The 26,781-nt window shown below is 45.2% G+C and carries 19 protein-coding genes and 3 pseudogenes; 20 read left to right on the top strand and 2 right to left on the bottom strand.

Going from position 1 to position 26,781, the window contains the following annotated elements; all coding sequences use genetic code 11:
• Positions 1-60: 60 nt before the first annotated feature.
• The 17 genes from rfbC to ACTG2G_RS02595 all read left to right on the top strand — a co-directional run bounded on the left by rfbC (position 61) and on the right by ACTG2G_RS02595 (position 21,029).
• Positions 61-606, top strand: a complete 546-nt coding sequence (gene rfbC, locus ACTG2G_RS02675) for a dTDP-4-dehydrorhamnose 3,5-epimerase (RefSeq protein ID WP_439985149.1) — start codon at positions 61-63, stop codon at positions 604-606.
• 356 nt (positions 607-962) lie between these two features.
• The gene (wecB, locus tag ACTG2G_RS02670; RefSeq protein ID WP_439985148.1) at positions 963-2,084 is read left to right on the top strand and encodes a non-hydrolyzing UDP-N-acetylglucosamine 2-epimerase; all 1,122 of its coding nucleotides are present in this window, start codon (positions 963-965) and stop codon (positions 2,082-2,084) included.
• A complete protein-coding gene (locus tag ACTG2G_RS02665) occupies positions 2,081-3,250 on the top strand; it encodes a hypothetical protein (protein ID WP_439985147.1) in 1,170 nt (389 codons plus the stop codon). Before wecB ends, ACTG2G_RS02665 begins: the two co-directional genes overlap by 4 nt.
• Positions 3,247-4,425 (top strand): polysaccharide pyruvyl transferase family protein, encoded by a 1,179-nt coding sequence (locus ACTG2G_RS02660; RefSeq protein WP_439985146.1) that lies wholly within the window; start codon positions 3,247-3,249, stop codon positions 4,423-4,425. Before ACTG2G_RS02665 ends, ACTG2G_RS02660 begins: the two co-directional genes overlap by 4 nt.
• 4 nt (positions 4,426-4,429) lie before the next feature.
• The gene (locus tag ACTG2G_RS02655; RefSeq protein ID WP_439985145.1) at positions 4,430-5,632 is read left to right on the top strand and encodes a Coenzyme F420 hydrogenase/dehydrogenase, beta subunit C-terminal domain; all 1,203 of its coding nucleotides are present in this window, start codon (positions 4,430-4,432) and stop codon (positions 5,630-5,632) included.
• A complete protein-coding gene (locus ACTG2G_RS02650; protein ID WP_439985144.1) occupies positions 5,629-6,495 on the top strand; it encodes a glycosyltransferase in 867 nt (288 codons plus the stop codon). The genes ACTG2G_RS02655 and ACTG2G_RS02650 overlap by 4 nt, the downstream gene beginning before the upstream one ends.
• A gap of 33 nt (positions 6,496-6,528) precedes the next feature.
• Positions 6,529-7,761, top strand: a complete 1,233-nt coding sequence (locus ACTG2G_RS02645; RefSeq protein WP_439985143.1) for an O-antigen polymerase — start codon at positions 6,529-6,531, stop codon at positions 7,759-7,761.
• A gap of 3 nt (positions 7,762-7,764) precedes the next feature.
• Entirely contained in the window at positions 7,765-8,880 is a 1,116-nt protein-coding gene (locus ACTG2G_RS02640) for a glycosyltransferase family 4 protein (protein ID WP_439985142.1), read from the top strand.
• A 368-nt stretch (positions 8,881-9,248) separates the two neighbouring features.
• Positions 9,249-10,304: a DUF1972 domain-containing protein gene (locus tag ACTG2G_RS02635; protein WP_439985141.1), complete on the top strand. Its 1,056-nt coding sequence runs from the start codon at positions 9,249-9,251 to the stop codon at positions 10,302-10,304.
• Between the two features lie 143 nt (positions 10,305-10,447).
• Positions 10,448-13,075: an SLBB domain-containing protein gene (locus ACTG2G_RS02630; RefSeq protein ID WP_439985140.1), complete on the top strand. Its 2,628-nt coding sequence runs from the start codon at positions 10,448-10,450 to the stop codon at positions 13,073-13,075.
• 72 nt (positions 13,076-13,147) lie between these two features.
• Positions 13,148-14,110 carry a Wzz/FepE/Etk N-terminal domain-containing protein gene (locus tag ACTG2G_RS02625; RefSeq protein WP_439985139.1) on the top strand — a complete coding sequence of 321 codons (963 nt, stop codon included), beginning with the start codon at positions 13,148-13,150 and terminating at the stop codon, positions 14,108-14,110.
• A 96-nt stretch (positions 14,111-14,206) separates the two neighbouring features.
• Positions 14,207-14,443: a hypothetical protein gene (locus tag ACTG2G_RS02620; protein ID WP_439985138.1), complete on the top strand. Its 237-nt coding sequence runs from the start codon at positions 14,207-14,209 to the stop codon at positions 14,441-14,443.
• Between the two features lie 90 nt (positions 14,444-14,533).
• Positions 14,534-15,205 (top strand): YjbF family lipoprotein, encoded by a 672-nt coding sequence (locus tag ACTG2G_RS02615; protein WP_335838245.1) that lies wholly within the window; start codon positions 14,534-14,536, stop codon positions 15,203-15,205.
• Positions 15,202-15,948, top strand: a complete 747-nt coding sequence (locus ACTG2G_RS02610) for a capsule biosynthesis GfcC family protein (RefSeq protein ID WP_335838244.1) — start codon at positions 15,202-15,204, stop codon at positions 15,946-15,948. The genes ACTG2G_RS02615 and ACTG2G_RS02610 overlap by 4 nt, the downstream gene beginning before the upstream one ends.
• Positions 15,948-18,035, top strand: a complete 2,088-nt coding sequence (locus ACTG2G_RS02605) for a YjbH domain-containing protein (protein ID WP_335838243.1) — start codon at positions 15,948-15,950, stop codon at positions 18,033-18,035. Before ACTG2G_RS02610 ends, ACTG2G_RS02605 begins: the two co-directional genes overlap by 1 nt.
• A 123-nt stretch (positions 18,036-18,158) precedes the next feature.
• On the top strand, positions 18,159-19,898 hold the full coding sequence (locus tag ACTG2G_RS02600; protein ID WP_335838271.1) for a PglL family O-oligosaccharyltransferase: 1,740 nt from the start codon (positions 18,159-18,161) through the stop codon (positions 19,896-19,898).
• Between the two features lie 720 nt (positions 19,899-20,618).
• Positions 20,619-21,029, top strand: coding sequence for an H-NS family histone-like protein (locus ACTG2G_RS02595; RefSeq protein ID WP_005344269.1), 411 nt, complete (start codon positions 20,619-20,621; stop codon positions 21,027-21,029).
• Positions 21,030-21,566: 537 nt separating this feature from the next.
• Here ACTG2G_RS02595 and ACTG2G_RS02590 read toward each other — a convergent pair.
• Positions 21,567-22,208 (bottom strand): annotated as a pseudogene (locus tag ACTG2G_RS02590) (TolC family protein); the annotation flags it as partial.
• Between the two features lie 223 nt (positions 22,209-22,431).
• Here ACTG2G_RS02590 and istA point away from each other — a divergent pair.
• Together istA and istB are read left to right on the top strand one after the other, a co-directional pair.
• Positions 22,432-23,973 (top strand): IS21 family transposase, encoded by a 1,542-nt coding sequence (istA, locus tag ACTG2G_RS02585; protein ID WP_059296349.1) that lies wholly within the window; start codon positions 22,432-22,434, stop codon positions 23,971-23,973.
• 13 nt (positions 23,974-23,986) lie between these two features.
• Positions 23,987-24,742 carry an IS21-like element ISAs29 family helper ATPase IstB gene (gene istB, locus ACTG2G_RS02580; RefSeq protein ID WP_059296348.1) on the top strand — a complete coding sequence of 252 codons (756 nt, stop codon included), beginning with the start codon at positions 23,987-23,989 and terminating at the stop codon, positions 24,740-24,742.
• Positions 24,743-24,822: 80 nt separating this feature from the next.
• Here istB and ACTG2G_RS02575 read toward each other — a convergent pair.
• Positions 24,823-25,490 (bottom strand): annotated as a pseudogene (locus ACTG2G_RS02575) (TolC family protein); the annotation flags it as partial.
• Between ACTG2G_RS02575 and ACTG2G_RS02570 the strand changes: the two are divergent.
• Positions 25,489-26,775, top strand: a pseudogene (locus ACTG2G_RS02570) (phosphate ABC transporter permease); the annotation flags it as partial. The pseudogenes ACTG2G_RS02575 and ACTG2G_RS02570 sit on opposite strands and share 2 nt — an antisense overlap.
• Positions 26,776-26,781 lie beyond the last annotated feature (6 nt).

Genomic DNA, 26,781 nt, shown 5'->3' with positions numbered 1-26,781 from the left:
TGTGATATGGGGGAGGGAAGTTGCGCCCCCATAAAGATTGAATTGAATGCGGGTAGACAGATGAATGTAATCAAGACAGCAATCCCTGATGTGCTTATTTTTGAACCAAAAGTATTTGGTGATGAACGTGGTTTTTTCTTTGAGAGTTTCAACCACAAGTTGTTTGAAGAGGCGGTAGGATATCCGGTGACTTTTGTACAGGATAATCACTCCAAATCGTCAAAAGGGGTATTGCGCGGCTTGCACTATCAGTTGCCGCCTCATGCTCAAGGCAAGCTGGTGCGTTGTGTGGCCGGTGAAGTGTTTGATGTGGCGGTAGATATTCGTAAAAGCTCCCCGACCTTTGGGCAATGGGTAGGCGTTCATCTTTCTGGAGAAAACAAGCGACAGCTGTGGATCCCGGAAGGATTTGCGCATGGCTTTGTTACTCTGACAGAGACGGCCGAGTTTTTGTATAAAACAACCAATTACTATTCACCGCAGAGTGAAGGCTCAATCCATTGGGATGACCCACTAGTCGGGATTAGGTGGCCGATGACAAGTAAGGTGAGTTTGTCAAAGAAAGATCAAGAGGCTGTTACATTGAATTTGGCGGTTACCTTTTAAATGTAAATAGATGCCCACAAGGTGAATGTTTGTACCCGCCTAATTTTGAATACCATATTACAATATTTTGAAAAGTTAGTCAGGCAGTGGCTATTACTGTAAGATGTATTACTGGCCGCGAGTTTATGATGTTTGGTGATAGGTGCTTTATTGTATTATCGGTTAAATATTGGGGTTCGATAAGGTGAGTATCGCATTGTATAAGTTGGCAGGAAAATGAGTTTTAAGTGCAACGTGAAGATGAATCAAAAGCTGGTGAGTAAGAACAATTAGTTCCTTTCTCAAATCCTTTAAGCATATCAGATTTCGTAATCTGGTGAACAGGTACTTAAAAGTGAATTTAAAAGGCTATTGATATGTTAAAAAAGAGAGTGTTGACGGTATTTGGTACCCGACCAGAAGCAATAAAGATGGCACCTGTGGTACATGCTTTAGCTGCTGATGAACGTTTTGAGGCGAAAGTCTGTGTCACCGCCCAGCATCGTGAAATGCTAGATCAAGTATTATCATTATTTGAGATTAAACCAGATTATGATTTGAATATTATGAAGGCTGGGCAGACATTAAATGATATTACAGCCCGTATTTTGCTTGAGATAAAACCGGTTCTACAAGAATTTAAACCTGATGTTGTGTTAGTACATGGCGATACTGCAACTACCTTTGCTGCTAGTTTGGCGGCGTATTATGAGCAAATTGCTGTAGGACATGTCGAAGCAGGCTTGCGCACAGGGAACATTTATTCTCCATGGCCTGAAGAAGCAAATCGCAAGCTCACTGGTGCATTGGCAAAATACCATTTTGCACCTACTGAAACATCTAAGCAAAATTTGATTCAAGAAAACTATGCCGAGGATAGCATAGTCGTTACCGGAAATACCGTAATTGATGCACTACTTATGGTAAAAGATAAGATTGAAAAAAATAGCGTTCTGCAAGCTACATTAGCCTCTCAGTTCTCATATTTAGACGAGACTAAAAAGTTAATTTTGGTCACTGGACATCGCCGTGAAAGTTTTGGATGTGGGTTTGAACGAATATGTGAAGCTTTAGCTATCACAGCTAAAGCCAACACTGATGTGCAGATTCTCTACCCAATGCACCTAAATCCTAATGTACGTGAGCCAGTTAACCGCATTTTAGGTGATATCGAAAATATTATTTTGATTGAGCCTCAAGAGTACCTACCATTTATTTATCTAATGATGCGTAGCTATATTATTTTAACCGATTCGGGTGGTATCCAAGAGGAGGCTCCTTCACTGGGGAAACCTGTGTTAGTTATGCGTGATACAACAGAACGCCCCGAAGCTGTTGCTGCAGGTACCGTTAGGTTGGTTGGTACGGAAGTCGAAAAAGTTGTTTTCGGATTGTCTGAATTACTAAATGATCCGCAAGCATATCATTCAATGAGTTTTTCCCATAATCCTTATGGAGATGGAATGGCATCAAAAAGAATATTAGATTTACTAGTATGATAAAAAATTATGTATACTCGGGATTGTCATTTTCGTTAAGATTAGTTGCTAATACAGTTGTTTATTTAATAGCGGCAAGAGTTTATGGACCCACTTTATTTGGTGAGTTAAGTGTTGCATTGTTAGCTGGGAGCATGCTTACTCTTTTTTCAGATTTGGGGGTTCATCAGCGTTTTTTTAGGGGTGTAGCAATAACAGATGAAGCTGAAATTAAAGATAATATTTATCTAAAATTTTTATTTTCCATAATTTGCATGGTTAGTTTAGTTATCTATTTCATATTTTCTGTTGACTATGTAGTGTTGCTAGTCGGTATGTCATTCATAGTGAACGGATATTATGATTTTATGTTGACTGAAATACGGGCAAAAGGTGAGTTTTCGGGCGAGCTAAAATTTTCGCTATTAAATAATATAGTTTTTACTTTTTTTTGTCTCTTTGTTGTTTTTAGTAAAAGCAGTTTAATTATTTTTGCGTTTTGTATTTTTATTTCAAGAATGGTAAGTTTCATTATTATAACCTATAGGCTCAAGTTGTTGAGCTATTTTAGCTTTAACTTTACCTGGAATTCCTCATTACTGTTGAAACAAGTTAATTATACTGTCGATTTTTTATTGACTAATATTTGGCAGGTCTTGGATGGGTATTTAGTTAGTCTGTATTATAGTTCAATATTTGGCATATATAGTTCATATACGCGAATTACTAATGGGGTAAGTGCATTATCTGCTGTTGTTGTGAATGTTATATTTAGAGAAATAGCAAATGAAGTAAAAGTAGGTAAACATAAATCCCTATTTATAGGGACAACATTTTTTATTTTTATAAGTTTAGCTTTATTCTGGTTTTTAAGTGTATTTGATACATATTTGATTTCTTCTGTTTTAGGTGAGGAGTATATCGCGTATTCGTATTTATTGCCGTTGATGTTTGTCCCTATATCCTTGAAATGGATATCGAGTTGTTTGGGGATATATATGGTTGTGACAGGAAGGATTAAAAGTAGGGTCCTCGTTCAAATAATTGGTTTATTGGCCTTTTTTGCATTGATTATTATGGGGGTGTCTTTGGGGTTAGATATCGCTATAATTGTGTATGGTGTTATTTTATATTACGCGATAGTTTTATTGGGTTATATTCTTTTGTTTTTGAGAGCTATTAAATGAAAGTCAAAATAGGTTTTTTGTGGCACAACGTATCTTCAGGTAATTTGGGGGTTGGAGCACTTTCTATTGGCAATATGATTTTAGTTGATCGAGTTTGTCGAAATTTGGGAATTGATGCTGAGTTTTTTACTATAGGTGATAATGAGGTCACCAGTGAGAAAAATAAGGCTCTGGTAGAGCTTCAAATAGGTCGTGAATTTGAGCATATAACAATCAGTGTCAAAGAATTGATTTCTAACCCAATAAAGTTGAAATCTTATATAAAAATGATAAAAGATTTTGATCTTGTATTAGATATTGGAGCCGGTGACAGTTTCTCTGATATATATGGTAATCGTCGTTTTCTTATTCAAGTCTTTACTAAGCTAGTTAATGCAATTTTTGCTCGAAAATCAGTGTTGTCGCCCCAAACAATTGGCCCCTTTAAATCTAAGTTTGCTGAAGTTGTATCTAGATTCATTGTCAGAAATACAAGTTTAGTATTTGCAAGGGACGATATTAGTTTTCAAGTTGGTAAGGAATTTGGAGTTTGTCATCTAGGCACTGATGTAGCATTATCCATGCCTTATTCTACGGTTCGTGAAGTTAGTGATAAGATTAAAGTTGGAATTAATGTTTCTGGATTACTCTGGAATGGCGGATATACAAGAGATAACCAGTTTGGTTTGGCTCATAACTATAAAGATTATATTAATGAGCTAATAGAAAGTTTCTTATCAATTGAAAATGTTGAAATACACTTGGTTTCTCATGTAATAGCTACCTCACCCGTTCAGAAAATCGAAGACGACTATGCTGCATGCATCGAGGTGGCTGAGTTATTTCCACGCTGTATTGTTGCGCCAAGATTTACGAATCCTATTGAGGTGAAAAATTATATAAGCAGTTTTGAATATTTCACTGGAGCAAGAATGCACGCCACAATTGCAGCCTTTTCAAGTGGTGTACCTGTTACGCCTTATGCTTACAGTCGCAAGTTTAAGGGATTATATACAACTTTAGGCTATGGTAATGTTTTAGAAGCTAAAGAATTGTCATTAAATAATGCTATAAAAATGAATCTTGACCATTTTAATAATCGAAATCAAATCAAGTTAGAGCTTCAAGGTTTGACAGACAAAAAAAATCAGTTGACTGAAAAATACACAAGCGCTTTGGAAGAGGTGTTGAAATAATAGTATGGATGTGATTCAGAAAGTTTTAAAAAACGATTTATGTACAGGTTGCGGTCTGTGTTCATCTCTATTCCCTAGTAAAGTTGTTGTCAATAAGGGGGAATATAATCGCCCTGTATGCAGCGAAAAGTTAAACGGAGATGAGCAGGCCATTTTCAAAACTGTTTGCCCAGGCATAAATCAGGCAAGTATTAAAACTAATTCAAGCCACCCAATCTGGGGGCCAATTGAACAATCCTATATCGGTCATTCAAATGATAAAGAGATACGCTATTTAGGCTCATCTGGTGGCATTGTTACTCAAACGCTACTTTATGCATTAGACTATAATATAGTCGATATTGTTATTCAGATAGGTGTAGATAAGCATAATCCACTAGAGAATATATCTAAAGTCAGCAGGTCCAGAGAGGATTTACTTGAAGCTACAGGATCCCGTTATAGTCCGGCATCACCATTAGAGTATTTTTTGCAGACTCTAAGCGACAATCCTAACAAGAGGATTGCGTTTGTTGGTAAACCGTGTGATTGCGTAGCTTTGCGTAACTTAATGTCAATAGATAATGAGGTAAAAAATGCTGTTAAATTAATTGTTAGTTTCTTCTGTGCGGGCACCCCGAGTCGATTAGGTGTTAGAAGGGTCGCTGAAGCTTTAAATTATAATGTTGATATGCCTGTTGAAAACTTCTTTTTTAGAGGTAAAGGCTGGCCGGGAAAAACGACTTTAGTGCAGAATAGCACTTCTACAACGATGGAGTATTCTCGTTCTTGGGGCAAAATTCTCGGACCAACAATACAAAGTAGATGTAAACTTTGTGCTGATGGTACTGGCGAGGTTGCAGATATTGTTAGTGCTGACGTTTGGAATTGTGACGACAAGGGATATCCTTTATTTACTGAGTCAGATGGACAAGGTCTTGTACTTGCAAGAAGCGAGATAGGAAAATCTATAGTAGCAAAAATGATTCGTGAAAATATAATAACCGTTGCTGATTATGATATTGAGCAACTCTCTAAAGTACAAGTTACACAATTTGAAAGAAAATCAACAATATTAGTGCGTTATATGGCAAAGCAATTAGGTGGTCTAATTATTTTTAATATGCCAAATCAAAGGAAAATTGTAGCTACAAAGTATGCGACATTATATAAACATTTACGTGTCTTTGTTGGTTCATTTCTTCGTGTAATTAAGGGGCGAATGTGATAAATGTATTCGTTTTAAATTGGAATAGTTGTCACGATGTAAGGTTTTTTTTTGATGCAATAAAGTTATCAGAGAACTGCCCTTTTAGAATAATTTTAATACAAAACAGTAAGGACGATACTCTAGAGTTAATTAATCTAGCTAATAAATATTCTCGAGAGTTAGATATTCATTTTGTAGAGAATGACTCTAACTTGGGATATGCTGCTGGTAACAATGCAGGATTAAATTATTTAATTGAAAAGAATCTTCTGGGTGATATTGTAATAGCAAATCCTGATATTAAAGTCGGTAGGAGGGCATTGAATGCATTAAGCTCGCAACTGATAAATTATCCAAATGTTGGTGCGTCAATGATAAGAACACTTAATTCTGAAGGTGTAAGGATTTACGATTCAATAAAACTAAACGGATTAAGTCAAAAATATAGATTAACTGACTCTGGTGAAAAATTTGTTGTTACGGATTATGTGGCTGGTGCTTTTTTTATTATAAGAAGAGACCTAGCAGAAAAATTAAAGCTTTTCGATGATGATTTTTTTATGTATTGGGAGGAGGTTGATTTATCATTAAGAATAAAAAAATTAGGTTATAGTCTAACTTCAGTTGTAACCGACTCTATAGAGAGAAGATCGAATCCCTTAAGTAGAACACCGAATGCAATATTTTATTCAACTCGAAATTCTTTTTTATTATATAGGAAGCATTCTGAGATAAATTTCTTTCATCTCTCAAGGTACCTTATAAATATGTTTTTAATTTCAACTTTAAAATCTTTTAAAAATTCATCATTCACTTGTGTTATGGCATTCTTTCAGGGTCTTACTTATGGAGTTAGAATGTTAAAAAATAAAAAAAATTAAATTGAGATTTCAATTTATAAGGGTTGAGATGAAATGAAAAAAATAATACTTCATACAAATTTCTGTAATCCATTTCTTATTTTTTTTGCAGTTAGTTTCACAACAGCATTATATCTTTTCAGATTAAGTACGCAAATAGAATTGCCTGATGAACGTACTAGTCTGTACCTCATCTTAAGTCTATTTATACTGGCTGTCGGCATTCTTTGGGGGATGAAAAAAATTCCTATTGGCGTTGTAACTTTTTTGGTATGTCAAGATGGTGAGGTTAATGCCAGTAATAGAAGGATTGCAATATATATAGTTATTTTTTTGATTTTTATTTCAACAATGTTTTTTTTGTTTGAACATTTTGTTTTTTACAGGAAATATGGCTCCATTCCTATTTTAAATAAAGACTTTGAAATTTTAAGAATGTCATTTCCTATATCTGGGTATGTACATTTGATTGCAATGTCAGGCCTCACTTTTTTATTATATCTATATTTCGAATGTTTGTCTCGGAAAGTTAATTTCGGTCAGTTTAAGTCTTTATTTAATTTATTTGTTTTTTTCTCTATATTACACATTATTTTATCTTTTGCAGTTGGCAACAGAGGTGTTATAGCATTTTTTTTTCTACAATGCTTTCTAGTTAGAAGTGTCTTTCTGAAATTGTCACTTTTAAAGTGCTTACTAATTATTTTCATTTTTCTATACCTTATTGGTGCAGCGAAATTCTATAGGGATTTTATTTTTTTGGGTGATACTCTTTTTGAAGATATTCAGCGAGTTTGGTTTTTTGGTGATACCTTTATATTGATTCCTCTTTATTATTTATATGTTACTTTTACGATGAACTTTGAGATTTTAAATCAGTATGTAATATCTGATTTTGATTTTGGCTTGGGGTATTTTACCTTTGTATTGCCATTTGATTCGCTTTTTACTGGTAATGCTTATGAGTTAATTGATTTTCAAAGAGATGTTTTAGGATCTGATTTTTATGGTGTTCTTACTGCAACTGGCTTCGGCGTTCCTTTTTTTGATTTCGGATTTTTTGGTGTTATAGTTACTTTAGCTTTATCTTATGTGTTGGGTTTGACTTTTTATTTGATTTTTTTTAAGGGTAAAGTTTTTTTAATCCCTTTTTATATTTACTTTTTTACTACTATGTTGACTTTTATTTATACATATAACTTCAATAAGCTGTATGTGATTATTTATTCTACATCCTTAGTGTTTATATGTTTTTTGGGGCGTTATAACTACAGTAAGAGGTTATAGAAAGTGAAAGTTCTCTTTATTACAAGGCCGACAGTTTTTTCCGGTCCTGGTGGTGATACAATACAGTTATTGAAAACTAAAGAACATTTAGAGCGGCTAGGAATTATTGTTGATATCGCAGATGATAGTGAACCAAATTTCATTGACTATGATTTAATTCATTTCTTTAACCTGAGAAATCCACAAGATATTTTACATCATGTGATAACAGCAAAAAATCTCTCTATTCCAACAGTACTTTCAACCATTTGGGGGAGTTACAATGAATGTGATCGAAAAACTAGGAGAGGCCTTCAGAAATGGATTGCTAATAATGTTTCTGAATATTCGCTAGAATATCTAAAAACTACTGCAAGAATTATTTTTAATGGTAATTTCCATTTTGGGATGTTGCGTTACCTATTCAAAGGTCATTATCGCTCCCAGCAATTCATTGCAAAAAATATAGATGTCCTTTTACCAAATAGTCCTACTGAGCTCGATCGTGTTGTTTCTGATATGAAGCTTGATGTATATAACGGTCTATGGGTAGCTAACGCTGTTGATACATCAGTTTTCGACCATTCAAAAAAATTCTCTGGTAAATATAAGAAGTTCGAAGGCTGCTTGCTTAGTGCTGCTCGTGTTGAAATCCGAAAGTGTCAATTAGACCTTATTAAGGCTGTAAAAGATTTACCCTATCAATTAGTGATCGTGGGTAAGCCAAGTCCCAATAGTAAAGCCTATTATGATGAATGTGTTCGTGAAGCTGGCACGAATGTGGTGTTCATTAATCATGTAGATCAAGATGAACTCGCAGAGTTGTATCATGTAGCAAAGGCTCATGCGTTAATTTCTTGGATGGAGACTCCAGGTCTATCCTCTCTTGAAGCCGCAATGATGCATTGTAATATTCTGGTTACTGATCGAGGGGATACAAAATTTTATTTTGAGGATTACGCAGAATATTGTGAACCGGGCGATGTTGAGTCAATAAGGAAGGGGGTTGTATCAGTTATGAGCAAAGAATTTAATCCTGATTTAAAAAATAGAATTACTTCTATGTTTACTTGGCACCACACTGCTCAACAAACATTAGAAGCATATCAACTTGCTTTACGGTTAAAAAATAAAGATTAGATTTAAAGCTCTAGGGGCTTCCAAGCAGCTTAAATAGCACATTCTCTATAAAATATACTCTTGTTGGCCAAGATATCCCCTGATATCATGTTTTTACATGACTTGAACAATCTAAACATGAGCTCTAAGGACGGGAAATAGCTAGGGTGAGTATTTGTCCTGTTATAGATGACAGAATGCCTAGCCATGTCTCTATGCAGTCAGTGATAACATGTAATCTTTTTATAAGTGTACTACCCATTACAATCTGTCTATCGAAGAACAAACATTTTGGCATAACAAAGATATAATTGCCCATTTCTGAAATTACTAACTCTTTCAGATAAATAATTTGCGGTGCTAAATATTGATAATCAGGACTCGCTTTGATGAATAATATTGCTGTAATTGGTACTGTCGGTATACCTGCTTGCTATGGTGGTTTTGAATCTTTAGTACAAAACCTTGTCGATTATCAGTCAGATAATATAAAATATCATATATTTTGCTCTTCTCACTCTTATCAAACAAAGTCTGAAAACTATAAAGATGCGTCGTTGTTATATCTCCCCATCAAGGCAAATGGGGTCTCTAGCATACCTTATGATATATTAAGCCTGATAATTTGCCTTAAGAAAAAACCTGATGTCACATTAATATTGGGGGTGTCAGGTTGTTTATTCTTGCCCATCTATCGGTTGCTTAGTTCGTCACGTATTGTTACGAATATTGATGGGCTGGAATGGCGGCGCGACAAGTGGGGATGGCTGACGAAAAAATTTTTAAAGTTTTCGGAAAAACTTGCAGTTCGCTTTTCAGATATTGTCGTATCAGATAATCAGGGCATTGCTGATTATGTAATGGATGAATATGGTGTTGTCAGTGACGTGATTGCTTATGGTGGAGATCATGCACTACAAGTTGAACACCAAGAAAATTATGTCAAAGATGATTTTTATCTTTCACTTTGTCGGATAGAGCCTGAGAATAATATTGAATTGATTTTGACTGCTTTTTCTAAATCTAGAGAGAAATTGTGCTTTATTGGTAACTGGGAGGTGAGTGAATATGGTCGTGCGCTTAAAAGCAGATTTTCGCATTATGCGAATATAGAGATTGTTGATCCTGTCTATGATATCTCAGTGCTCTATAAGATGAGAAGGCAATGTAAGGGATACGTGCATGGTCATTCTGCTGGTGGCACCAATCCTTCTTTGGTCGAAGCTATGCAATTTGGCATGCCAATATATGCGTATGATTGTATTTTCAATCGATATACAACTGAGAATAAAGGGTTGTATTTTAGCGATGAGGCATCTTTATTAAACCAGATTAATGCTGAACTTAATATTGCTGAATTCGGTGATGCAATGAAAGATATTGCTTTTAAAAAATATCAGTGGATAAATGTTGCATCTGAATATGAACGCTTGTTTTTAGATTGATTTTTGCTTGTCTAAACTTATACATATAACATTGATGTGGTGAGTATATTAATGTTTAGGTGTTCTTATTGGATCTTTTTGAGTTATTTTGATACGATAGAATAATCCTAATAATTGAATTTTCTGATGCTTTGCGAGTTTTCATGATGAAAAAAAAGGGATTGCTTCTTTCTCTGGCTTTGGTGGGCTTGCCGCTTATGGCGGTGCCACAAATTACGCCCGAGATGATGGCCAAATTTAAACAGCTGTCTCCTGCCCAGCAGCAGGCGCTGGCTGTTCAGTATGGTATCGACCCATCCCAGTTGGGAGGGAGTAACAGCCAAAGCAGTGTCACACCGGTCAATACTGCGCCTGTGGCGGCTCCACGCGAAGTGGATTACAGCCAGGCATCTCAGCGGCCCTTGGTTGCAGGTGCGACGCAAGAGGGGGCATTACAACCTTTTGGCTATAGCGTGTTTGCTGGTGAGCCATTGACCGATGCGCCTGTGGTGGATATGCCGGTTGCCGATGATTATGTGATGGGCCCGGGTGACGAGATCCGGGTTCAGCTTTATGGCAAGGAGAATGCGAATTACAGCCTTGCGATTGGTCGTGAGGGTTTTATCGACTTCCCATCACTTGGCCCTATTGCTGCCAGTGGTCAGACTTTCCAGCAACTACGCACTGAACTGGAAAACCGGATCAAGGAGCAAAAGATTGGTGTAGAGGCGTTTATCAGTTTTGGTGCTTTGCGCACCATGCAGGTCTTTGTGATGGGCGATGCCTATCGCCCCGGTGCATACAACGTCAATGGCATGGCGACAGTGACCCAGGCTTTGCAAGCCGCAGGTGGTATCGACACCGTGGGGTCGCTGCGCAAGATCCAGGTCAAGCGTGCCGGGCAGAAAGTGATCGATGTCGACCTCTACAAGATGCTGGTATGGGGCGACACCAGTCAGGATATTCGTTTGCGTTCCGGTGACACCGTGTTTATCCCTACCAAAGGGAGTGAAGTGAGCATCGATGGTCTGGTTAAACGCCCAGCTATTTATGAATTGAGTGGCCCGGCTGCCCTAGTTAATGTGCTGGGGTTGGCTGGCGGCATGAAGGCTGCTGCGCTCAAAGAGGTTTCGGTGACCCGTTATGGTGAAACCGGAATGCGGGTATTCAACTTGAATCTGGCAAGTCAGCATGATCGCCAGTTTGTTGTGCGCGATGGTGATAAGGTCACGGTCAAGCCGAGCAGTACCGAATATAGCCAGGCGATTGTGGTAAAAGGTGCCGTGGTTCGTGAAGGTGTATTCAGCTTCCAACCTGGAATGCGGATCAGCCGAGTTCTACAAAGTGCCGATCGTGATCTGACCTCGGTCACAGATTTGAATTACGCCCTGGTTGTCCGTGAAGTGGATGCCCAGCGCAATATCGAAGTGTTGCAGTTCAATCTGGGTCGAGCCCTGCAAATGCCGGGTGGTGAAGATGACATTCGCTTGCAACCGCGTGATCAGGTACTTGTCTTTAGCAATGATGCAACCGACCGATTGAAACAACAGGCGAATACTCGAACCTCCTCGGCGAGTATCAATCGGCAGGCGCAACAACGTATTGCTCAACAAGTAGATGTGATTGATAGCACTACGGGGGCTGAGGTCAGCCGTGCGCAGCTTGCCAAAGAAGAGAAGATGACGTTGGCGGAGGTGTCTGGCACAACCACAACAGAGGCAGTCGTGGGGGTTTCTCGTCAGACTCTGCTTGCGCCCGTTCTCGAACGTTTGAAAGCGCAAGCTGCACAAGGCAAGCCGGTACAGATTGCTGAAGTGCGCGGCGAGGTGAAATACCCAGGGATCTATCCCTTGACGCCCTATAGCCGTACCCATGATTTGATCATGGCAGCGGGCGGTTTTAACGAACAGGCGAATGTGATTGAGTTGTCTCGTATTAGCGAACGAGGGAATGATATTGCGATTGAAAATCAGCGCCTTGATTTGGCAACTGCAAATCGGGTAATCGGTTCACCTTTGGTGCAATCAAAAGATAGCTTGAACGTGTTGCCTCATCCTCAGTGGCGTGAAGAAGCAACCGTACAGGTGTTTGGTGAGGTGAAGTATCCAGGGACCTATACAGTTCGTCGTGGCGAAAGCCTACAGGACTTGATCCAGCGAGTCGGCGGTATAACCCCTTATGCGAACCCGAATGGTGCAGTGTTTGCTCGCGAGACGCTGCGCAAGCAGGAAGCTGAACGTATTGCATTGTTGCGTGATGAGCTCAAGCAAGAGATCGCCACGATGACGTTGCGCCGTCAATCCAGCATTGCCAACTACACCAGCTCGCCTGCAGAGGCGATGACGGTCGTCAACCAGCTGGAAAACAGCAAGGCGGTCGGTCGCATGACTATCGACATGCCGGCGATATTGTCTGGTGACAAGCAGGCTGATGTAATGCTGCAAGATGGCGACAAGCTCTATGTGCCCGCATTGCAAAATGTGGTCTCAATTCAGGGGATGGTGCAGTTCCCATCTTCCCACGTCTACGATGGTGGCCTGAGCGTCAACGATTACCTGAGTCGGGCTGGTGGCACCAAGAAGCAGGCAGATACCGACCGCATTTATGTGATCAAGGCGAATGGCAGTGTGATGTTGCCAGGTGATAGCTGGTTTGGTGGTCGTAAGCACCTGGAGCCTGGCGATACAATCGTGGTGCCTGTTGATTCCGATTATCTGGATAACCTGAGCATCATGACTTCTGCTACCCAGATCCTCTATCAACTGGGTGTCGCGTGGAGTGCCATCAAGTAATTCCACACCTCATTTGATAGTCCATTCAGTCAGGTGGAAAGGCCACCTGGCTCTTTTGAGATTTGGCTAGTTATGACACAGATAAAAGAACACCCTCCCTTGCCTGTTGCGATGAGCGGTGGTGGGGAAGATGAGATCGATTTGCGTGAATTGTTTGCAGCGCTTTGGCGCGGTAAGTGGTGGATTGCCGCCAGTACCCTGGTGGGGGCGGTCATTGCCGTGCTGGTTGCTATTTCACTGCCAAATATTTATCGCTCCGAGGCTCTGCTTGCTCCTTCAGCTGAACAACAAGGCGGCGGGCTTGCTGCTATGGCAGCCCAGTTTGGCGGGCTTGCCAGCTTAGCGGGGGTTAACCTCAGTAGTGGGGGGCCGGACAAGACGGCTATTGCGGTCGAGATTGGGAAATCTCGCCAGTTTCTCAGCCATTTTATTCGCCAACATCAGTTGGAAGTGCCGTTAATGGCCGTAGTCAAAGCGGACAAGACGACTGGCGAATTGGTGATTGATGAAGAGATCTATGATGTGGCCAGCAAAAAGTGGGTGCGCGAAGTGCCTCCTGGCAAGTCGGTTGAACCAACGGACTGGGAGCTGGTCAAGGCATTTCGCGATGTTGCCAGTATCAGTCAGGATGCCAAATCGGGGCTGGTTACGGTGGCGGTGGATTACTACTCGCCGGAGCGTGCCAAACAGTGGGTTGACTGGTTGGTCGCCGATCTCAATGAGGCCATGAAGCTGCGTGATCAAAGCGATGCGACACGTAACATTACCTATCTCAAAGCTCAGCTCGAGAAAACCCCGGTCGCAGATATGCAGAAGGTGTTCTATCAACTGATAGAGGATCAGACGAAAACCTTGATGTTGACAGAAGTAAACCAGGAGTACGTGTTCAAAACCCTTGATCCTGCTGTTGCCGCTGAGGAAAAAGCGAAACCCAAACGTGCGTTGATTACCGTATTGGGGACGCTGCTTGGCGGCATGCTAGGCGTTATACTTGTATTGGTACGCCATGCAATCGCACGTCCGGCTCGGAGCTGACGAAAGGGCTCATCTGAGCGACTGACTCTGGTCAATTGGTCTGTTTCAAGGTATCCTGTTAATACTTCAAGTCATGTTTAAATAAGGAAATTAGTAATGAAAAAATCAGCGTTGACTCTGGCTGCTCTATTGGTTCTCTCTTCAAACGCATTTGCGGCTGAAGAAGTTACGGGTACTGCGGCAGGTTCCACTGGTGTAGCTGGCACCGCGGCTGTGGGTACTACTACTCTGGTTGCCGTTGGTGTCGGTGCAGCAGCACTGGCAGCAGTTGTTATTTCTAATGCAAATGACAACTCCACCAGTACTAGCACCACAACTTCTACCAAGAAGTAAGTTTTCTGATGTTGAAATAAGGCTGCCATATTGGCAGCCTTATTTTTGTCACTTTGCAATCATTTTCCAATTCCACCGAGTGACCTGTCTATGTTTTCATCTCGTTTTTTTATGTATCTGGGATTGTTACTTTTGAGTGGTTGTTCCACTACTAGTTCTGATACTTACGCTACGCTCCATTACGCCTTTATGGGGGTGGATGATGTTGTGGTAACTGCAGAGAAAGTGCGTGAGTTGCCTTATGCAAGCGCATATCTGCGCGTGGGTGATAATCCACAGGCATTGGTGGTGCTTGCATTTGCAGATCCCGATGGTTCTTTGAGTTGGGTCAGCGCAGATAATAAGCTGTTTGTTACCAATGCAGGTCGGTTGAACAAGACGGTGGGTTTGGAAAATGATCTCTATTTGACGAAATCATCTTGGGTTGACCCATTGAAAAAAATTGCAGACTCACCTGATAAAACCATTAATCCAAGCGTGATGAATTGGCAATATAATGCAGAGTGGGAAAAGGACTATTTAAGTGGCTATAAAATAAGGACTGAATTTATATCTGTAGTGCCGGAAAAATTGATAATTCTTGATAGAACACATGATGTTATGTTGATTGATGAATTAATTACGGTTGAGCATAATCGTGCATCTTGGCATAACTACTATTGGTTTGAGCACAGTACCGGCAGAATACTGAAGAGCCAGCAGCAGTTGGGGCCGGACTTGCCGGTAATTGAAATTACAATCTTAAAGCCTTACTCCTTATGAAAAAATATCTGATACTCGGTCTTATGCCTTTTTATGCCTTAGCTCAAGCCGATATAGACGTGATTTATGAACGTCATTCTGTAACCAAGATTGAAGTTCATGATGGAGCTAGACTGGCTGACCTGTTATTTAATACCAAGCTGCCTAATGATATTTATTGGCGCAGTGCACAGATAGCTAATCCTAGAAAGATGGCAGAGCTCCAGGCAACTAAAGAGACCCTACTCAAAGATCTTAAATTACTGCAAGTTTTTTGGATGAGGGGGGGGGAGCAGGGCGCATTGATCCAGTCAACCCAACAGTTACTACAAGAGCTGGATAGAATTCCTGTCAGTGGTCGTTTGTCAGTTTTTTTAGATCCTGCCAAGAGTAGAGTTGATCCTGAAGGTAATCCTCTGCTGAAAGGAAACTACACGCTTTTTGTTGCTCCAAGACCTGATTTTATCTACTTCGTAGGATTGATTAATGGTCGTAGTAAACAGCCTTTACAGTCTGGTGCTGGTTTGGCTGACTATTGGCAGGGTTACAGCTTGTTAGCTGGGGCTGAGCCAAGTGAAGCATTTCTGATCCAGCCTGATAGTTCTATCAGTCGTGTTCCTGTGGCTAACTGGAATCAGCTGCATCGAGAACCAATGGCTGGGGCGACGCTGTTTGTCGGATTTAACCCCGATGTGTTGCCCGCACAATATAGAGATATCAATATTCGCATTGCTAACTTGCTTGCTAATCGAGTGCCTGAATAATGCTTCCTAAATGTAAATATATTGCGTTTTTTGTTTCATGGGTTGTTTCTGGGGCAGTATGCGCTACAGAGTCGATTTTTGATTCTTATGGCCCATCGCAAGGTGATTTTGGTGGTGTTGGTTTGTTGCAGATGCCAACAGCTCGTATGGCTAAGACTGGCGAATTCAGTGCCAACTATGCTGATAATGACCAATATCGTCGGTGGTCTATCTCTGCGCAGCCATTTGATTGGTTTGAGGCAACACTTAGGTATACAGATACTCGGACTATGCCATACAGTTATGATCCTACCTTTAGTGGCGGTCAATCTCATAAAGATAAGGGTATGGATTTTAAGTTTCGTCTTTGGCAAGAATCTAACTATCTGCCACAAGTATCTATGGGCTTTAGAGACCTGATGGGAACTGGTCTTTTTGACGGTGAGTTTTTGACTGCCAGTAAACAGTATGGCTCATTTGATTTTACTATCGGTATTGGCTGGGGAAATATGGCCGAAAGCGGTAATATTAAAAACCCGTTTTGTGAGTACAAAGATGCTTGGTGTCAAAGGAATGAAAGTTACTCCGGGAATGGCGGTAAGTTTGAGTTTGATAGCCTGTTTCATGGGCCTGCAGCACTCTTCGGTGGTATTGAGTATCAAACGCCATGGCAGCCACTTAGGTTGAAGCTGGAATATGATGGCAATGACTATAGTAAAGAGTTTGCAGGCCATATTTCTCAAGATTCGCCGTGGAATGTTGGGGCGGTATATCGCATTTTTGATAACTTGGATAGCCATCTGAGTTGGCAGAGGGGAAATACCCTGATGTGGGGGGTGACTATGCGGACCAACTTTAACGAGCTGAAACCTGCCCAGATTGACCAGCCAAGACCCGTTTATCAACCAGGCCTGGTGCCAGATTCTGTTGCTGACGTGAAGTGGCCTACGTTGGCGAATGAGCTAAAAGATAATGCAGGGTGGCAGGACACAGATTTTTATACTGAGGCAGGCTCAGTCACGATCATTGGTACGCAGAGCAAGTATCGTGATGAACGTGAGGCGATGAAGCGAACATCTCTTCTAGCGGCCAATCATTTGCCAAACACAATCCGTGACCTGAATATTATTGAGCGTAAGGCAAACTTCCATCTGCAGGAGACCCAAATTGATCTCCAATCTGTTCGTCGAGCCAACGTGGTGCAAGTATTGGGAGAAGAGCAGCAAGAGAAATCGACTGTTCAGGCTGCCAGAGAAGTTCAGGGGATACCCATTTATGCTGCTGGACGTAAATCTTTTTCATACTCCTTTGATCCTGATCTGACACAGTCGTTTGGTGGTGCAGAGTCTTTCTATATGTACCAGCTCGGTATCAATGCCAATGCTGACTGGCGGATGAGTGAAAACAACAGCTTGCAAGGGACGTTGTTTTTTAATCTGCTTAATAACTATGATGAGTTCAACTATAAAGCCCCCCCTCCTGATGGGGCGGCATTGCCACGAGTTCGAACTTGGGTTCGTGAGTATGTTGATTCCTCAAATGTATTACTTAACAACTTGCAGTTAACTCATATGCAGCCACTCTCTCGGGATTGGTATGGGCAAGTTTATGGTGGTTATTTGGAGATGATGTATGCCGGTGTAGGCAGCGAGGTTCTCTATCGTCCATATGGTAAGACTTGGGCGATTGGCGTTGATGCCAACTGGGTGAAACAGCGAGACTGGAACAATACTCTGAAAATGGCTGATTACGATGTAATGACTGGTCATGTTACAGCTTATTGGCAGTTACCATTCATGAGTAATGTCACCGCCAAAGTCGCCGTGGGGCAGTATTTGGCTGGTGATAAAGGCACTACTCTCGATTTCTCAAAGCGATTTGATTCGGGCGTTATTTTAGGGGGGTATGCGACATTTACAAATGTTTCTGCTGATGAGTATGGTGAAGGTAGCTTTACCAAAGGTATCTACATAACGATCCCCTTCGACTTGATGCTGCTAAAACCAACAACAGCAAAAGGAACCGTTGGATGGGTTCCTTTGACTCGTGACGGTGGACAGATGTTGAGTCGTAGAAATGGTCTTTACGATTTGACTGAATTGCAATAGAAGTCAGAGACATAGGGCTTAGAGTTTTCCCTATAGATAGAGCGGACAGTTGTTAACTGCCCGCTCTTTTATTATCTGCTTAATGTATACTGGGATCTAAAATTATTACGCTAGGGATGCATGATGATTAAATATATAAATGGTGCTTTTTCTGCACTATTTATCACTTATTGGCTATTGGGCATGCACTTTTTTATGCACAACCCGGGCGGTGCCGGACTGTATCTTCCCTTTAATGCATGGGGATGGGTGTTTGCCTCGTTGACTATTGGGCTGGGATTGTGGCAAGTGACGTTACGCCAGCGTCTGGTATTTTCTTCATTACAGGCTGCGTTATGGGTAGGGGCTCTCTTAATGCTGCTCCCCATGCTCTATCTAGGTTTTGCTCTCAAGGATTATGCCATCCCAAGATTGCTGGGGCTGTTTGCTGGTCTGCTGTTTTTGTTCGGTCTCTACCAATGGCGATTTAATCGGTTGCAGCGTGACCGATTGCTCTATCTCGTCCTGATTGCGATCGCTATGGAGGCAGTGCTCGGTCTGGTACAGTTCTATCTGTTGACGCCAGGTAACTGGATTGGCTATGACGCCAAAGCCAATCGTCCATACGGGATCTTTCAACAGCCAAATGTGATGGCAACCTTTATGGCCACCGGGATTGCGTTGGCTATTTGGCTGGAGCTACGCAGCAATGAGCATGTTTGGTTGCGCAGGGTGAGCTATGGGGTGATTGTCGCCGCCAGTCTATTGTTGATTGTTCTGCAGTCTCGGGTGGGGCTGCTTGGGGGATTGCTGGCGTTTATCCTGCTTGGACCCCAGTTGCATCGTCAACGTTTATTGGTACGAATGCTCTGTCTGGTCTTGCTGGGGGCCGTGGTTGGATTAGCTTCTCAGTATTGGGTGTCAAGTGTCAGTCGGGGGATGAACGAATATCTCTCTGGCGGAGCTCGGTCAGATATCTGGCCTTTTACATTGAATTTACTCTTTCAAAACTGGTTATTGGGAATAGGGTATGGTGGATTTGAATCCACATTCTTCCACGCATACACAGAGGCTCGGCATGTAGATCCAAATATTGGAATGGTAATTTACAACCTCGACCACCCCCACAACGAGTTTCTCTATTGGGCTGTTGAGGGCGGTATTGCACCCATGGTCGGCATGGTGATCATGGGAGGTGCATTATTATGGCGTCTGGCGAGTGTGCGCTGGGTACATGCCATGGGGCTGCTTGCCTTGGTTGCCCCAATATTGCTTCATACCCAGACGGAATACCCTCTCTACCATGCGATCGTGTTATGGTGGCTGTTGCTGACGCTGATTTATATCATCGATACCGAAATTGAGGAGACCAACCTGGCGAGTCAGGGTTTCTCATCATGGTGGGATATGGAGTGCCGCCCATGGCTGTTACTGCGATTTATGGCGATCGCTATCCCGCTGCTGGTCGTTCCCTTTATGCTCACAGCAATTCACACCGCATGGGTAGTCACCAAATATGAACGGGGTGGGTATAAAGAGCCGACCTTGCTACTTGATATCGTCAATCCCATGGCTTGGTTGACCCGAGTCGAGTTTGATGTGAACTCAGTTCGTCTGATGGTGGGCTTGCAGACAAATAACAAGACCGAACTGGAAGCTTATCTGGAGTGGGGGCAGGCATTCGTACGCCATACACCGCGTGCCAACATATACGCCAATATGGTGATCGCGCTTAATGCATTGGGTCGTACAGAGGAAGCCAATGCGATGCGAGCTGAAGCACTTAAGCTCTATCCAACCGAGCCCCTTTTAACTGGGTCTGCTTCACAGGCAGTGATTACCGGTGTTGACCAATCAGGCAAGAATATAACTAAAAATAAATAGTGCTATTTGGATACATAGAAAGCCAGCTCTTAAAAACGGCTGGCTTTTTTATTTTTTCCCTTCTGGACAACCAGTATCTGAACAGTCTGTTTTCGGACGCATGCGTCTGTCAAACGGGCTATGAAAGGCATATTTGAAATGTCATGTGGCGATTCCAACCAATTGATTAATATGTAATTTTGTCGATGGCGTTGAAGGGGTTGATAGTGAATTGGGAGTATTCCCTTCATCATCGGGTGAAGGGACAGGTTCTAGACGTGTTCATTGCTAAACAGACAGGCATAGTCTTGTCACATGATGTTGAACGTATGGTAGAAATGTTCGCTCAGGCTTATAAAGCAGGTTACAGAGTTAGGGAAGGTGCGAATAAGTCATATGGCACGAGAGCATTTACTGGTAACCCATTGATATTAAATGACTAAAATTTTCATTTTTTGTTCTTGGGATACTTGTTCGCACTTTCCTTAGTTTTGTTGGATGCTGAACTGGAAATTAATGAGTCTTGAAATACTGATGTTTCTTGAACACAAGATGGTAATCACCACTCTACCCAGAAGATCTGCATTCCAGCCAGTTTGTTATTGATAGTGGCAAGCATTCGATCTTGATGGTGAAATTTAAGAAAAAAAGAACGTTAATATAGAAAAACTGTATGTTCTCGCGAATTGTCCATGCTATTCTGAAACGGTATCCCTGTAACCGACTTTTTGTGAGGAAATAATGAACGAGTTTCTGAAAGTTCTGCTGAACATTCGCAGTCTGCGTGCGGCTATTCGTGAGCTGCCGTTTGAGCAACTGCTGGAAGCTAAAGAGAAGTTTGACCTGGTTTACCAAGAGCGCGCCGATTCTGTTGAACAGGAGCGTGCAGAACAGGAAGAGCGTCAGCGCAAGCTGAATGAATTCACCGAAATGCTGCAGCAGGCTGGTATTGATCCTCGCGAGCTGCTGGCGACTGCCGCTGCTCCGGCTGCTGCGACTGGCGCTGCCAAGAGCAAGCGTGCTCCGCGTCCGGCTAAATACAAGTACGAAGAAGATGGCCAGGAAAAAACCTGGACCGGTCAAGGCCGTATGCCGAAAGCCATTGCTGCTCAAGTAGCACTGGGTAAAGACCTGAACGATTTCCTGATCTAATTCGTCAGGTTCAGAGATTGAATAATGCCGCCTTTGAGCGGCATTATTTTTGCCGTTTTACTCGTGGTTATCCAATCTGCCCCTTCACCCCATTGTTATCTACATCCTCGCTTGTATCCTTTTTTAGCGTCGTTTCACTTCACTGTTACTTTGCTCAATATCACTCTTTGTTTGCGATTAATTTCGTCGTGCAGGATTAACAGCGTGATATCGCTATTTGTATGCGTCGTGCAGATATGCGCTTCGGATATGTCTCTCATGATTCGCGGGGAGCCGCTCGGCAAGAGCCGCGAGCTCTCTGCTGATGGAATATCCGGTAATCGTTATCTCCACAGGGTGCGTGAGGGATAGAGATAGCCGCAAGGTATAGCCGGGATATTCTGGGTCGCCGATGCATGTAATTGGCTGCGCTGCCGTAACTGCCCCTGATGATGAGCAATGGCGTTCGTATGCCGTGTGGGCGAGGGAATTCGGTGCGGTCGATGGCGATGGTATTCCCCACTCTACAGGCAGAGTGGGGAATATTGGGGGGAGGCGTTATCGGGGCGTCACGCTATCGCTGCCACCTAGGGCGCGATAGATTTTGGCAGTGGTGGTGAGCTGCTCTTTTTGCTGGGCCAGCAGGCTCTGCTGGGCATCCCACAGCCGGTTCTGCTCATCAAGCCAGGCTTGCACGCCGGTTGCACCCGCCTGGAAGCGAGCCTTGGCCAGTCGTTCGGCCTCCTGGGCATAACTCAGTTGTTCCTGCAGATAATCGAGTCGCTGCTGGCCATAGTGGCGTGCGGCCAGGTTGTCTTCCACCTCCACCAGTGCGGTGTAGAGCTGTTTGCGAAACTCGGTTTCAGCAATCTGGTAATCCAGCTCTGAGCTTTCGATGGCGAGCTGGGTGCGGTTGTATTCAAGGAAGGGGAGGGCGAGGCTGGCTCCCAGCGTACCAACCGGATTTTGCAGCACCTGCGCCAATCTATCGGATGCGGTGCTGGCACTGCCGGTCAGGGTCAGGCTGGGGTAGAAGCTGGTGCGGATCTCATCCCCTTTAGCCAGCGTCTTGCGCAGCCGCAATTCGGCCGCTTTGACGTCGGGGCGGCGTGCCAGCACATTGGCCGGAATACCCACCGCAAGTTCAGGAATGGTCTGCTTTGCAAGGGAAGCGGGTGCATACTCCAGTGGCCCGCTGCTGCTGCATATTCCGGCCGATCATGAACACCGATTCCGGTTCAACGTGAACACCATTTCCGGACCAATGTGAACGCTCATTCCGGCTCAACCTGAACACTTTGCTCCTCCTTTCCGGAAACAGTGTTCAACATCCCGGAATCACTGTTCACATTCACCGGAATCATCCTTAACGCATTGATTTAACAACCTTTGATACGCTCTCCCTTTTGCCAGGGAAGAGCCTATGTCTGCCAAGAGGATTGCAATGCGTAAAATTCGTGAAGTGCTGCGACTGCGGCTGGAAGCTGACCTCTCTGTTCGCCAGATAAGTTGCTGCACCAAGGTCAGCGTTGGCTCCATCCAGAAACTCCTCAAAAGTGCCCAGACGCTCGGCCTGACCTGGCCCTTACCTAGCCAGCTTGATGATGGCCAACTGGCGGCCCTGTTCTATCCGCAGGCCGATACCACCATCTCGGCCCGCCATGTTGTACCGGATTGGCCCTCTGTCCATCAGGAGCTCAAGCGTAAGGGGGTCTCCAAACAACTGCTCTGGGAGGAGTACACCCAGCGCTATCCCAACAGCTGTTACAGCTACTCCCAGTTCTGCGACCGTTACAAATCCTGGTGTCAGTTGCAAAAGCGCTCCATGCGCCAGATCCACAAGGCGGGGGAAAAGCTCTTTATCGACTACTGCGGGCCCACGGTGCCCATCGCCTCGCCCTCCACGGGGGAGGTCCGTCAGGCCCAGATCTTTGTCGCCGTGCTTGGTGCGTCCAACTACACCTTTGCCGAGGCTACCTGGTCACAGTCACTGCCGGACTGGTTGCAAAGCCATGTCCGTGCCTTTGAGTTTTTCGGCGGTACACCTGCACTGCTGATCCCCGACAACCTCAAAAGCGGTGTCAGCAAGGCTTGCCGATACGATCCCGAGCTCAACCCCAGCTACCAGCAGTTGGCCGAGCACTATCAGGTGGCAGTGATGCCAGCTCGCCCTTACAAGCCCAAGGATAAAGCCAAGGCTGAGGTGGGTGTGCAGATCGTCGAGCGCTGGATCCTCGCCCGCTTGCGCCACCAGACCTTTTTCTCGCTGGCCGAGCTCAACCAGTGCATCCGGGCCTTGCTGGACGAACTCAACGAGCGCCCGTTCAAGCAACTGCCCGGTAACCGGCGCGAGGCGTTTGAGCAGTTGGACCGCCCGGCGCTGGGACCACTGCCGGTGCATCCCTATCGCTATGTCGCCATCAAAACGGTCAAGGTCAACATCGACTATCACGTCAGCTATGAGCAGCACCACTACTCGGTGCCACACCAGTATGTGGGCCAGCAACTGGAGCTCCATGCTGGCGACACTTTGCTTCAGGTCTATCACCAGCAACAGCTGGTCGCGAGCCATCCGCGTAAAACCATCCCGGGGATGAGCACGATCCCGGAGCACATGCCGGAACGCCACAGCAAGCAGCAACGCTGGACGCCAGGCCGTCTCAAGCAGTGGGCTGCTGATATCGGACCGGGCACCTTGTGCTGGGTGAGCGAACGGCTGGAAGAGAAAGCCCATGTCGAGCAGGCATACCGACTCTGCCTGGGGCTACTAAGTCTTAGCCGGGAGTATCCGCCATCACGGGTCGAGGCCTGCTGTCAGTTGGCTAATCGGGAAGGACTGGTGCGACTCAAACAGCTCAAGTCGGTGCTGACCAGTGGCCGCGACCAACTGCCCGAAAGCCCGCTGAGCTACCCAGAGTTACCGCAAGAGCACGAGAACATCCGTGGCCCCCAGAGCTTCCACTAAGAGGATACGCCCCATGACCCAACAAACCCTGACCCGCCTGAGAAACCTGAAACTGACCGGCATGGCGGATGCAGTGCAACAACAACTGGAACAGGCCAGTACCTACGAAGGGCTGCCCTTCATCGAGCGTCTAAGCCTGCTGGTCGAACACGAACAACTGAGCCGGGAGCAACGTAAACAAGCTCGGCTAGTCAAGCAGGCGCGGCTCAAACTCCAAGCCACGGTGCAAGAGGTGGACTACCAGTCTGCACGCAACCTGGAGCGGTCACAGGTTGCAAACCTGGCCCAAGGAGAGTGGCTGCGCCGAGGCCAGAACCTGCTCATTACCGGCCCCTGTGGCTGTGGAAAAACCTACCTGGCTTGTGCGCTGGGCTACCAAGCCTGTCAGCAAGGGCATAGCACTCGTTACTACCGGCTGCCGCGTCTGCTACTTGAGCTGAGCCAGGCCAAGGTAGATGGCAGTTACGCCAGACTGCTGGGTCAACTGGCCAGGATAGAGCTACTGGTCCTCGATGACTGGGGACTGGAAGCGGTGAATGCCGAGCAGCGCAACGCCCTGCTGGAGATCATGGATGATCGGTACGGGAAATACTCGACGGTAGTAGTCAGTCAGCTGCCAACTGAAGAGTGGTACGCGAGCTTGGGTGACAACACCCTGGCAGATGCGATCCTGGACCGGCTGATGCACAACGCTCACCGGCTGTCACTGAAGGGAGAATCGATGAGAAAGAGGAGAAGTGAGTTGACCCAATCTGAACAGTCGAGTTAGAAACGGGATGACGTGAGCGCGTTAAGGATCAGGGTGTTCACGTTGGCCGGAATGGCTGTTCAACTTCGCCGGAATACGCAGCTGCGGCCCAGCAACAGACGCAGGGCATTGCGAGCCTGTTCCTGCTGCGCTTTGAGGGAGGCCAGCTCAGCCTGCTTGCCTGCCAGTTGCTGGCGTGCCTGCGCCAGATCGAGTCGGGTAATGGCGCCAGCCTGGTATTTGGTCTGGGTCAGCTGCTCGGTACGGGTCAGGTTGGCCAGCTGCTGTTCCCCAAGGGTGATGGCAGAGCCGAGATAGCCGAGCTGCCAATACTGCTCCAGGGTATTGCCGATCAGCAGCAGTCGGGTGCTGGCGAGATCCTGCTCGCTTGCCGCCGCCTCCCAGCTTGCCTGATCCCGCACCGAGGCAAGCTTGCCCCACAAATCCACTTCGTAACTGAGGCTCAGCGAGGGACCCAGACTGTTGGTGTCTTTGCCGGTTTTCAGATCCTTGTTGCCACTGGCTGCGATAGTGCCATTGACCGAGGGGGTGAGGTTGGTATCGGCCTGCTCGGCGCCCAGTCTGGCGCTTTTGAGCTTGAGGGCCGCCACATGCATGTCCGGGTTGGCGGCTAGAACCGCCTCGACCAATTTGTCGAGTTCGGGGATCATGAAATTCCCGCCACCAGGGGCCAGCCTGCGCAGCCAGTTGGGCGCCCTCTGCTTGTTGCCATGCGGGCGATCGCCAGCTCGGGTCTTTGATAGGTCACTCAGATCCGTGACTTCAAGGGCGATGGCGCGGTGGATCTTCTGATCCCCGAGCACTATCGCAAAGCCTTCATCAGTGCCGACAAGGACGGCATCATCAGCTTCTTCCACGCCACTGGCGAGACCAAGCTGCTGACCGAGACGGTGGAAGGGGGTGAACTCTCTGCTCTGGCCATCTCCCCCCGTCACAACCTGTTGCTGATGCAGCAAGGGGAGACCTTCAAGCTTTTCTCGGTGGAGAACGATTGCCCCGAGGTGACCTGGTCGGCCCTGTGGCAAAAGGTATGGTATGAAGGGTATCCGGAGCCCCAGTATGTGTGGCAATCCACCTCCGCCAGCAACGACTTTGAAGCCAAGCTGAGCCTGGTGCCACTGGTATTCGGTACTCTGAAGGCATCTTTCTACGCCATGGTGTTTGCTGTGCCGCTCGGCGTGGCCGGTGCCATCTATACCGCCTACTTCATGTCGGCGGGGCTGCGCAAATACGTCAAGCCGACGGTCGAGATCATGGCGGCGCTGCCGACCGTTATCTTGGGCTTCCTGGCGGGTCTGTGGCTGGCACCCATCATAGAGGGGGCGCTGCCCGGGGTGATCCTGCTGCTGGTGCTGCTGCCGATGGGGATGCTGCTGACTGCGCTTATCTGGAACTATCTGCCGGAGCGAGGCAAGTCCTGGCTGCCGGAGGGGTGGCACGCCATCCTGCTTATTCCAGTGCTGCTGCTGATTGGCTGGGGGGCCTTCGCCCTGAGCCCGCTCATCGAGAATGCCTTTATGCACGGTGATTCGCGCATCTGGCTGACCCACGAAATGGGTATCAAGTTTGACCAGCGCAATTCGCTGGTGGTCGGTATCGCCATGGGCTTTGCGGTCATCCCCACCATCTTCTCCATCGCCGAAGATGCGGTCTTCTCGGTGCCCAAGCATCTGACCCAGGGCTCGCTGGCGTTGGGGGCTACCCCGTGGCAGACCCTGAGCCGGGTGGTGATCCTCACTGCCAGCCCGGGCATCTTCTCGGCGGTGATGATGGGCCTTGGCCGTGCCGTGGGCGAAACCATGATCGTACTGATGGCCACCGGTAACACCCCCATCATGGACTTCTCCATGTTCCAGGGGCTGCGTACTCTGGCCGCCAACATTGCGGTGGAGATGCCGGAGTCGGAAGTGGGCAGCTCCCACTATCGGGTACTGTTCCTCGCGGCCTTCGTCCTGTTTGTGTTCACCTTTATGTTCAACACCCTGGCCGAGTTTGTCCGTCAGCGGTTGCGTGAAAAATACAGCTCGATGTAAGGGGCG

Source organism: Aeromonas sp. 55A, assembly GCF_051919665.1.
Lineage (GTDB): Bacteria > Pseudomonadota > Gammaproteobacteria > Enterobacterales > Aeromonadaceae > Aeromonas > Aeromonas veronii.
Note: the sequence above shows the minus strand (reverse complement) of the source record. Positions and strands in the feature narration are given on the sequence as shown.

What these genes read in the sequence shown, in the direction of transcription:
- rfbC (WP_439985149.1), top strand. Translation starts at nt 61, where the DNA reads ATGAATGTAATCAAGACAGCAATCCCTGATGTGCTTATTTTTGAACCA.
- wecB (WP_439985148.1), top strand. Translation starts at nt 963, where the DNA reads ATGTTAAAAAAGAGAGTGTTGACGGTATTTGGTACCCGACCAGAAGCA.
- ACTG2G_RS02665 (WP_439985147.1), top strand. Translation starts at nt 2,081, where the DNA reads ATGATAAAAAATTATGTATACTCGGGATTGTCATTTTCGTTAAGATTA.
- ACTG2G_RS02660 (WP_439985146.1), top strand. Translation starts at nt 3,247, where the DNA reads ATGAAAGTCAAAATAGGTTTTTTGTGGCACAACGTATCTTCAGGTAAT.
- ACTG2G_RS02655 (WP_439985145.1), top strand. Translation starts at nt 4,430, where the DNA reads ATGGATGTGATTCAGAAAGTTTTAAAAAACGATTTATGTACAGGTTGC.
- ACTG2G_RS02645 (WP_439985143.1), top strand. Translation starts at nt 6,529, where the DNA reads ATGAAAAAAATAATACTTCATACAAATTTCTGTAATCCATTTCTTATT.
- ACTG2G_RS02635 (WP_439985141.1), top strand. Translation starts at nt 9,249, where the DNA reads ATGAATAATATTGCTGTAATTGGTACTGTCGGTATACCTGCTTGCTAT.
- ACTG2G_RS02630 (WP_439985140.1), top strand. Translation starts at nt 10,448, where the DNA reads ATGATGAAAAAAAAGGGATTGCTTCTTTCTCTGGCTTTGGTGGGCTTG.
- ACTG2G_RS02625 (WP_439985139.1), top strand. Translation starts at nt 13,148, where the DNA reads ATGACACAGATAAAAGAACACCCTCCCTTGCCTGTTGCGATGAGCGGT.
- ACTG2G_RS02620 (WP_439985138.1), top strand. Translation starts at nt 14,207, where the DNA reads ATGAAAAAATCAGCGTTGACTCTGGCTGCTCTATTGGTTCTCTCTTCA.
- ACTG2G_RS02615 (WP_335838245.1), top strand. Translation starts at nt 14,534, where the DNA reads ATGTTTTCATCTCGTTTTTTTATGTATCTGGGATTGTTACTTTTGAGT.
- ACTG2G_RS02610 (WP_335838244.1), top strand. Translation starts at nt 15,202, where the DNA reads ATGAAAAAATATCTGATACTCGGTCTTATGCCTTTTTATGCCTTAGCT.
- ACTG2G_RS02605 (WP_335838243.1), top strand. Translation starts at nt 15,948, where the DNA reads ATGCTTCCTAAATGTAAATATATTGCGTTTTTTGTTTCATGGGTTGTT.
- ACTG2G_RS02600 (WP_335838271.1), top strand. Translation starts at nt 18,159, where the DNA reads ATGATTAAATATATAAATGGTGCTTTTTCTGCACTATTTATCACTTAT.
- ACTG2G_RS02595 (WP_005344269.1), top strand. Translation starts at nt 20,619, where the DNA reads ATGAACGAGTTTCTGAAAGTTCTGCTGAACATTCGCAGTCTGCGTGCG.
- istA (WP_059296349.1), top strand. Translation starts at nt 22,432, where the DNA reads ATGTCTGCCAAGAGGATTGCAATGCGTAAAATTCGTGAAGTGCTGCGA.
- istB (WP_059296348.1), top strand. Translation starts at nt 23,987, where the DNA reads ATGACCCAACAAACCCTGACCCGCCTGAGAAACCTGAAACTGACCGGC.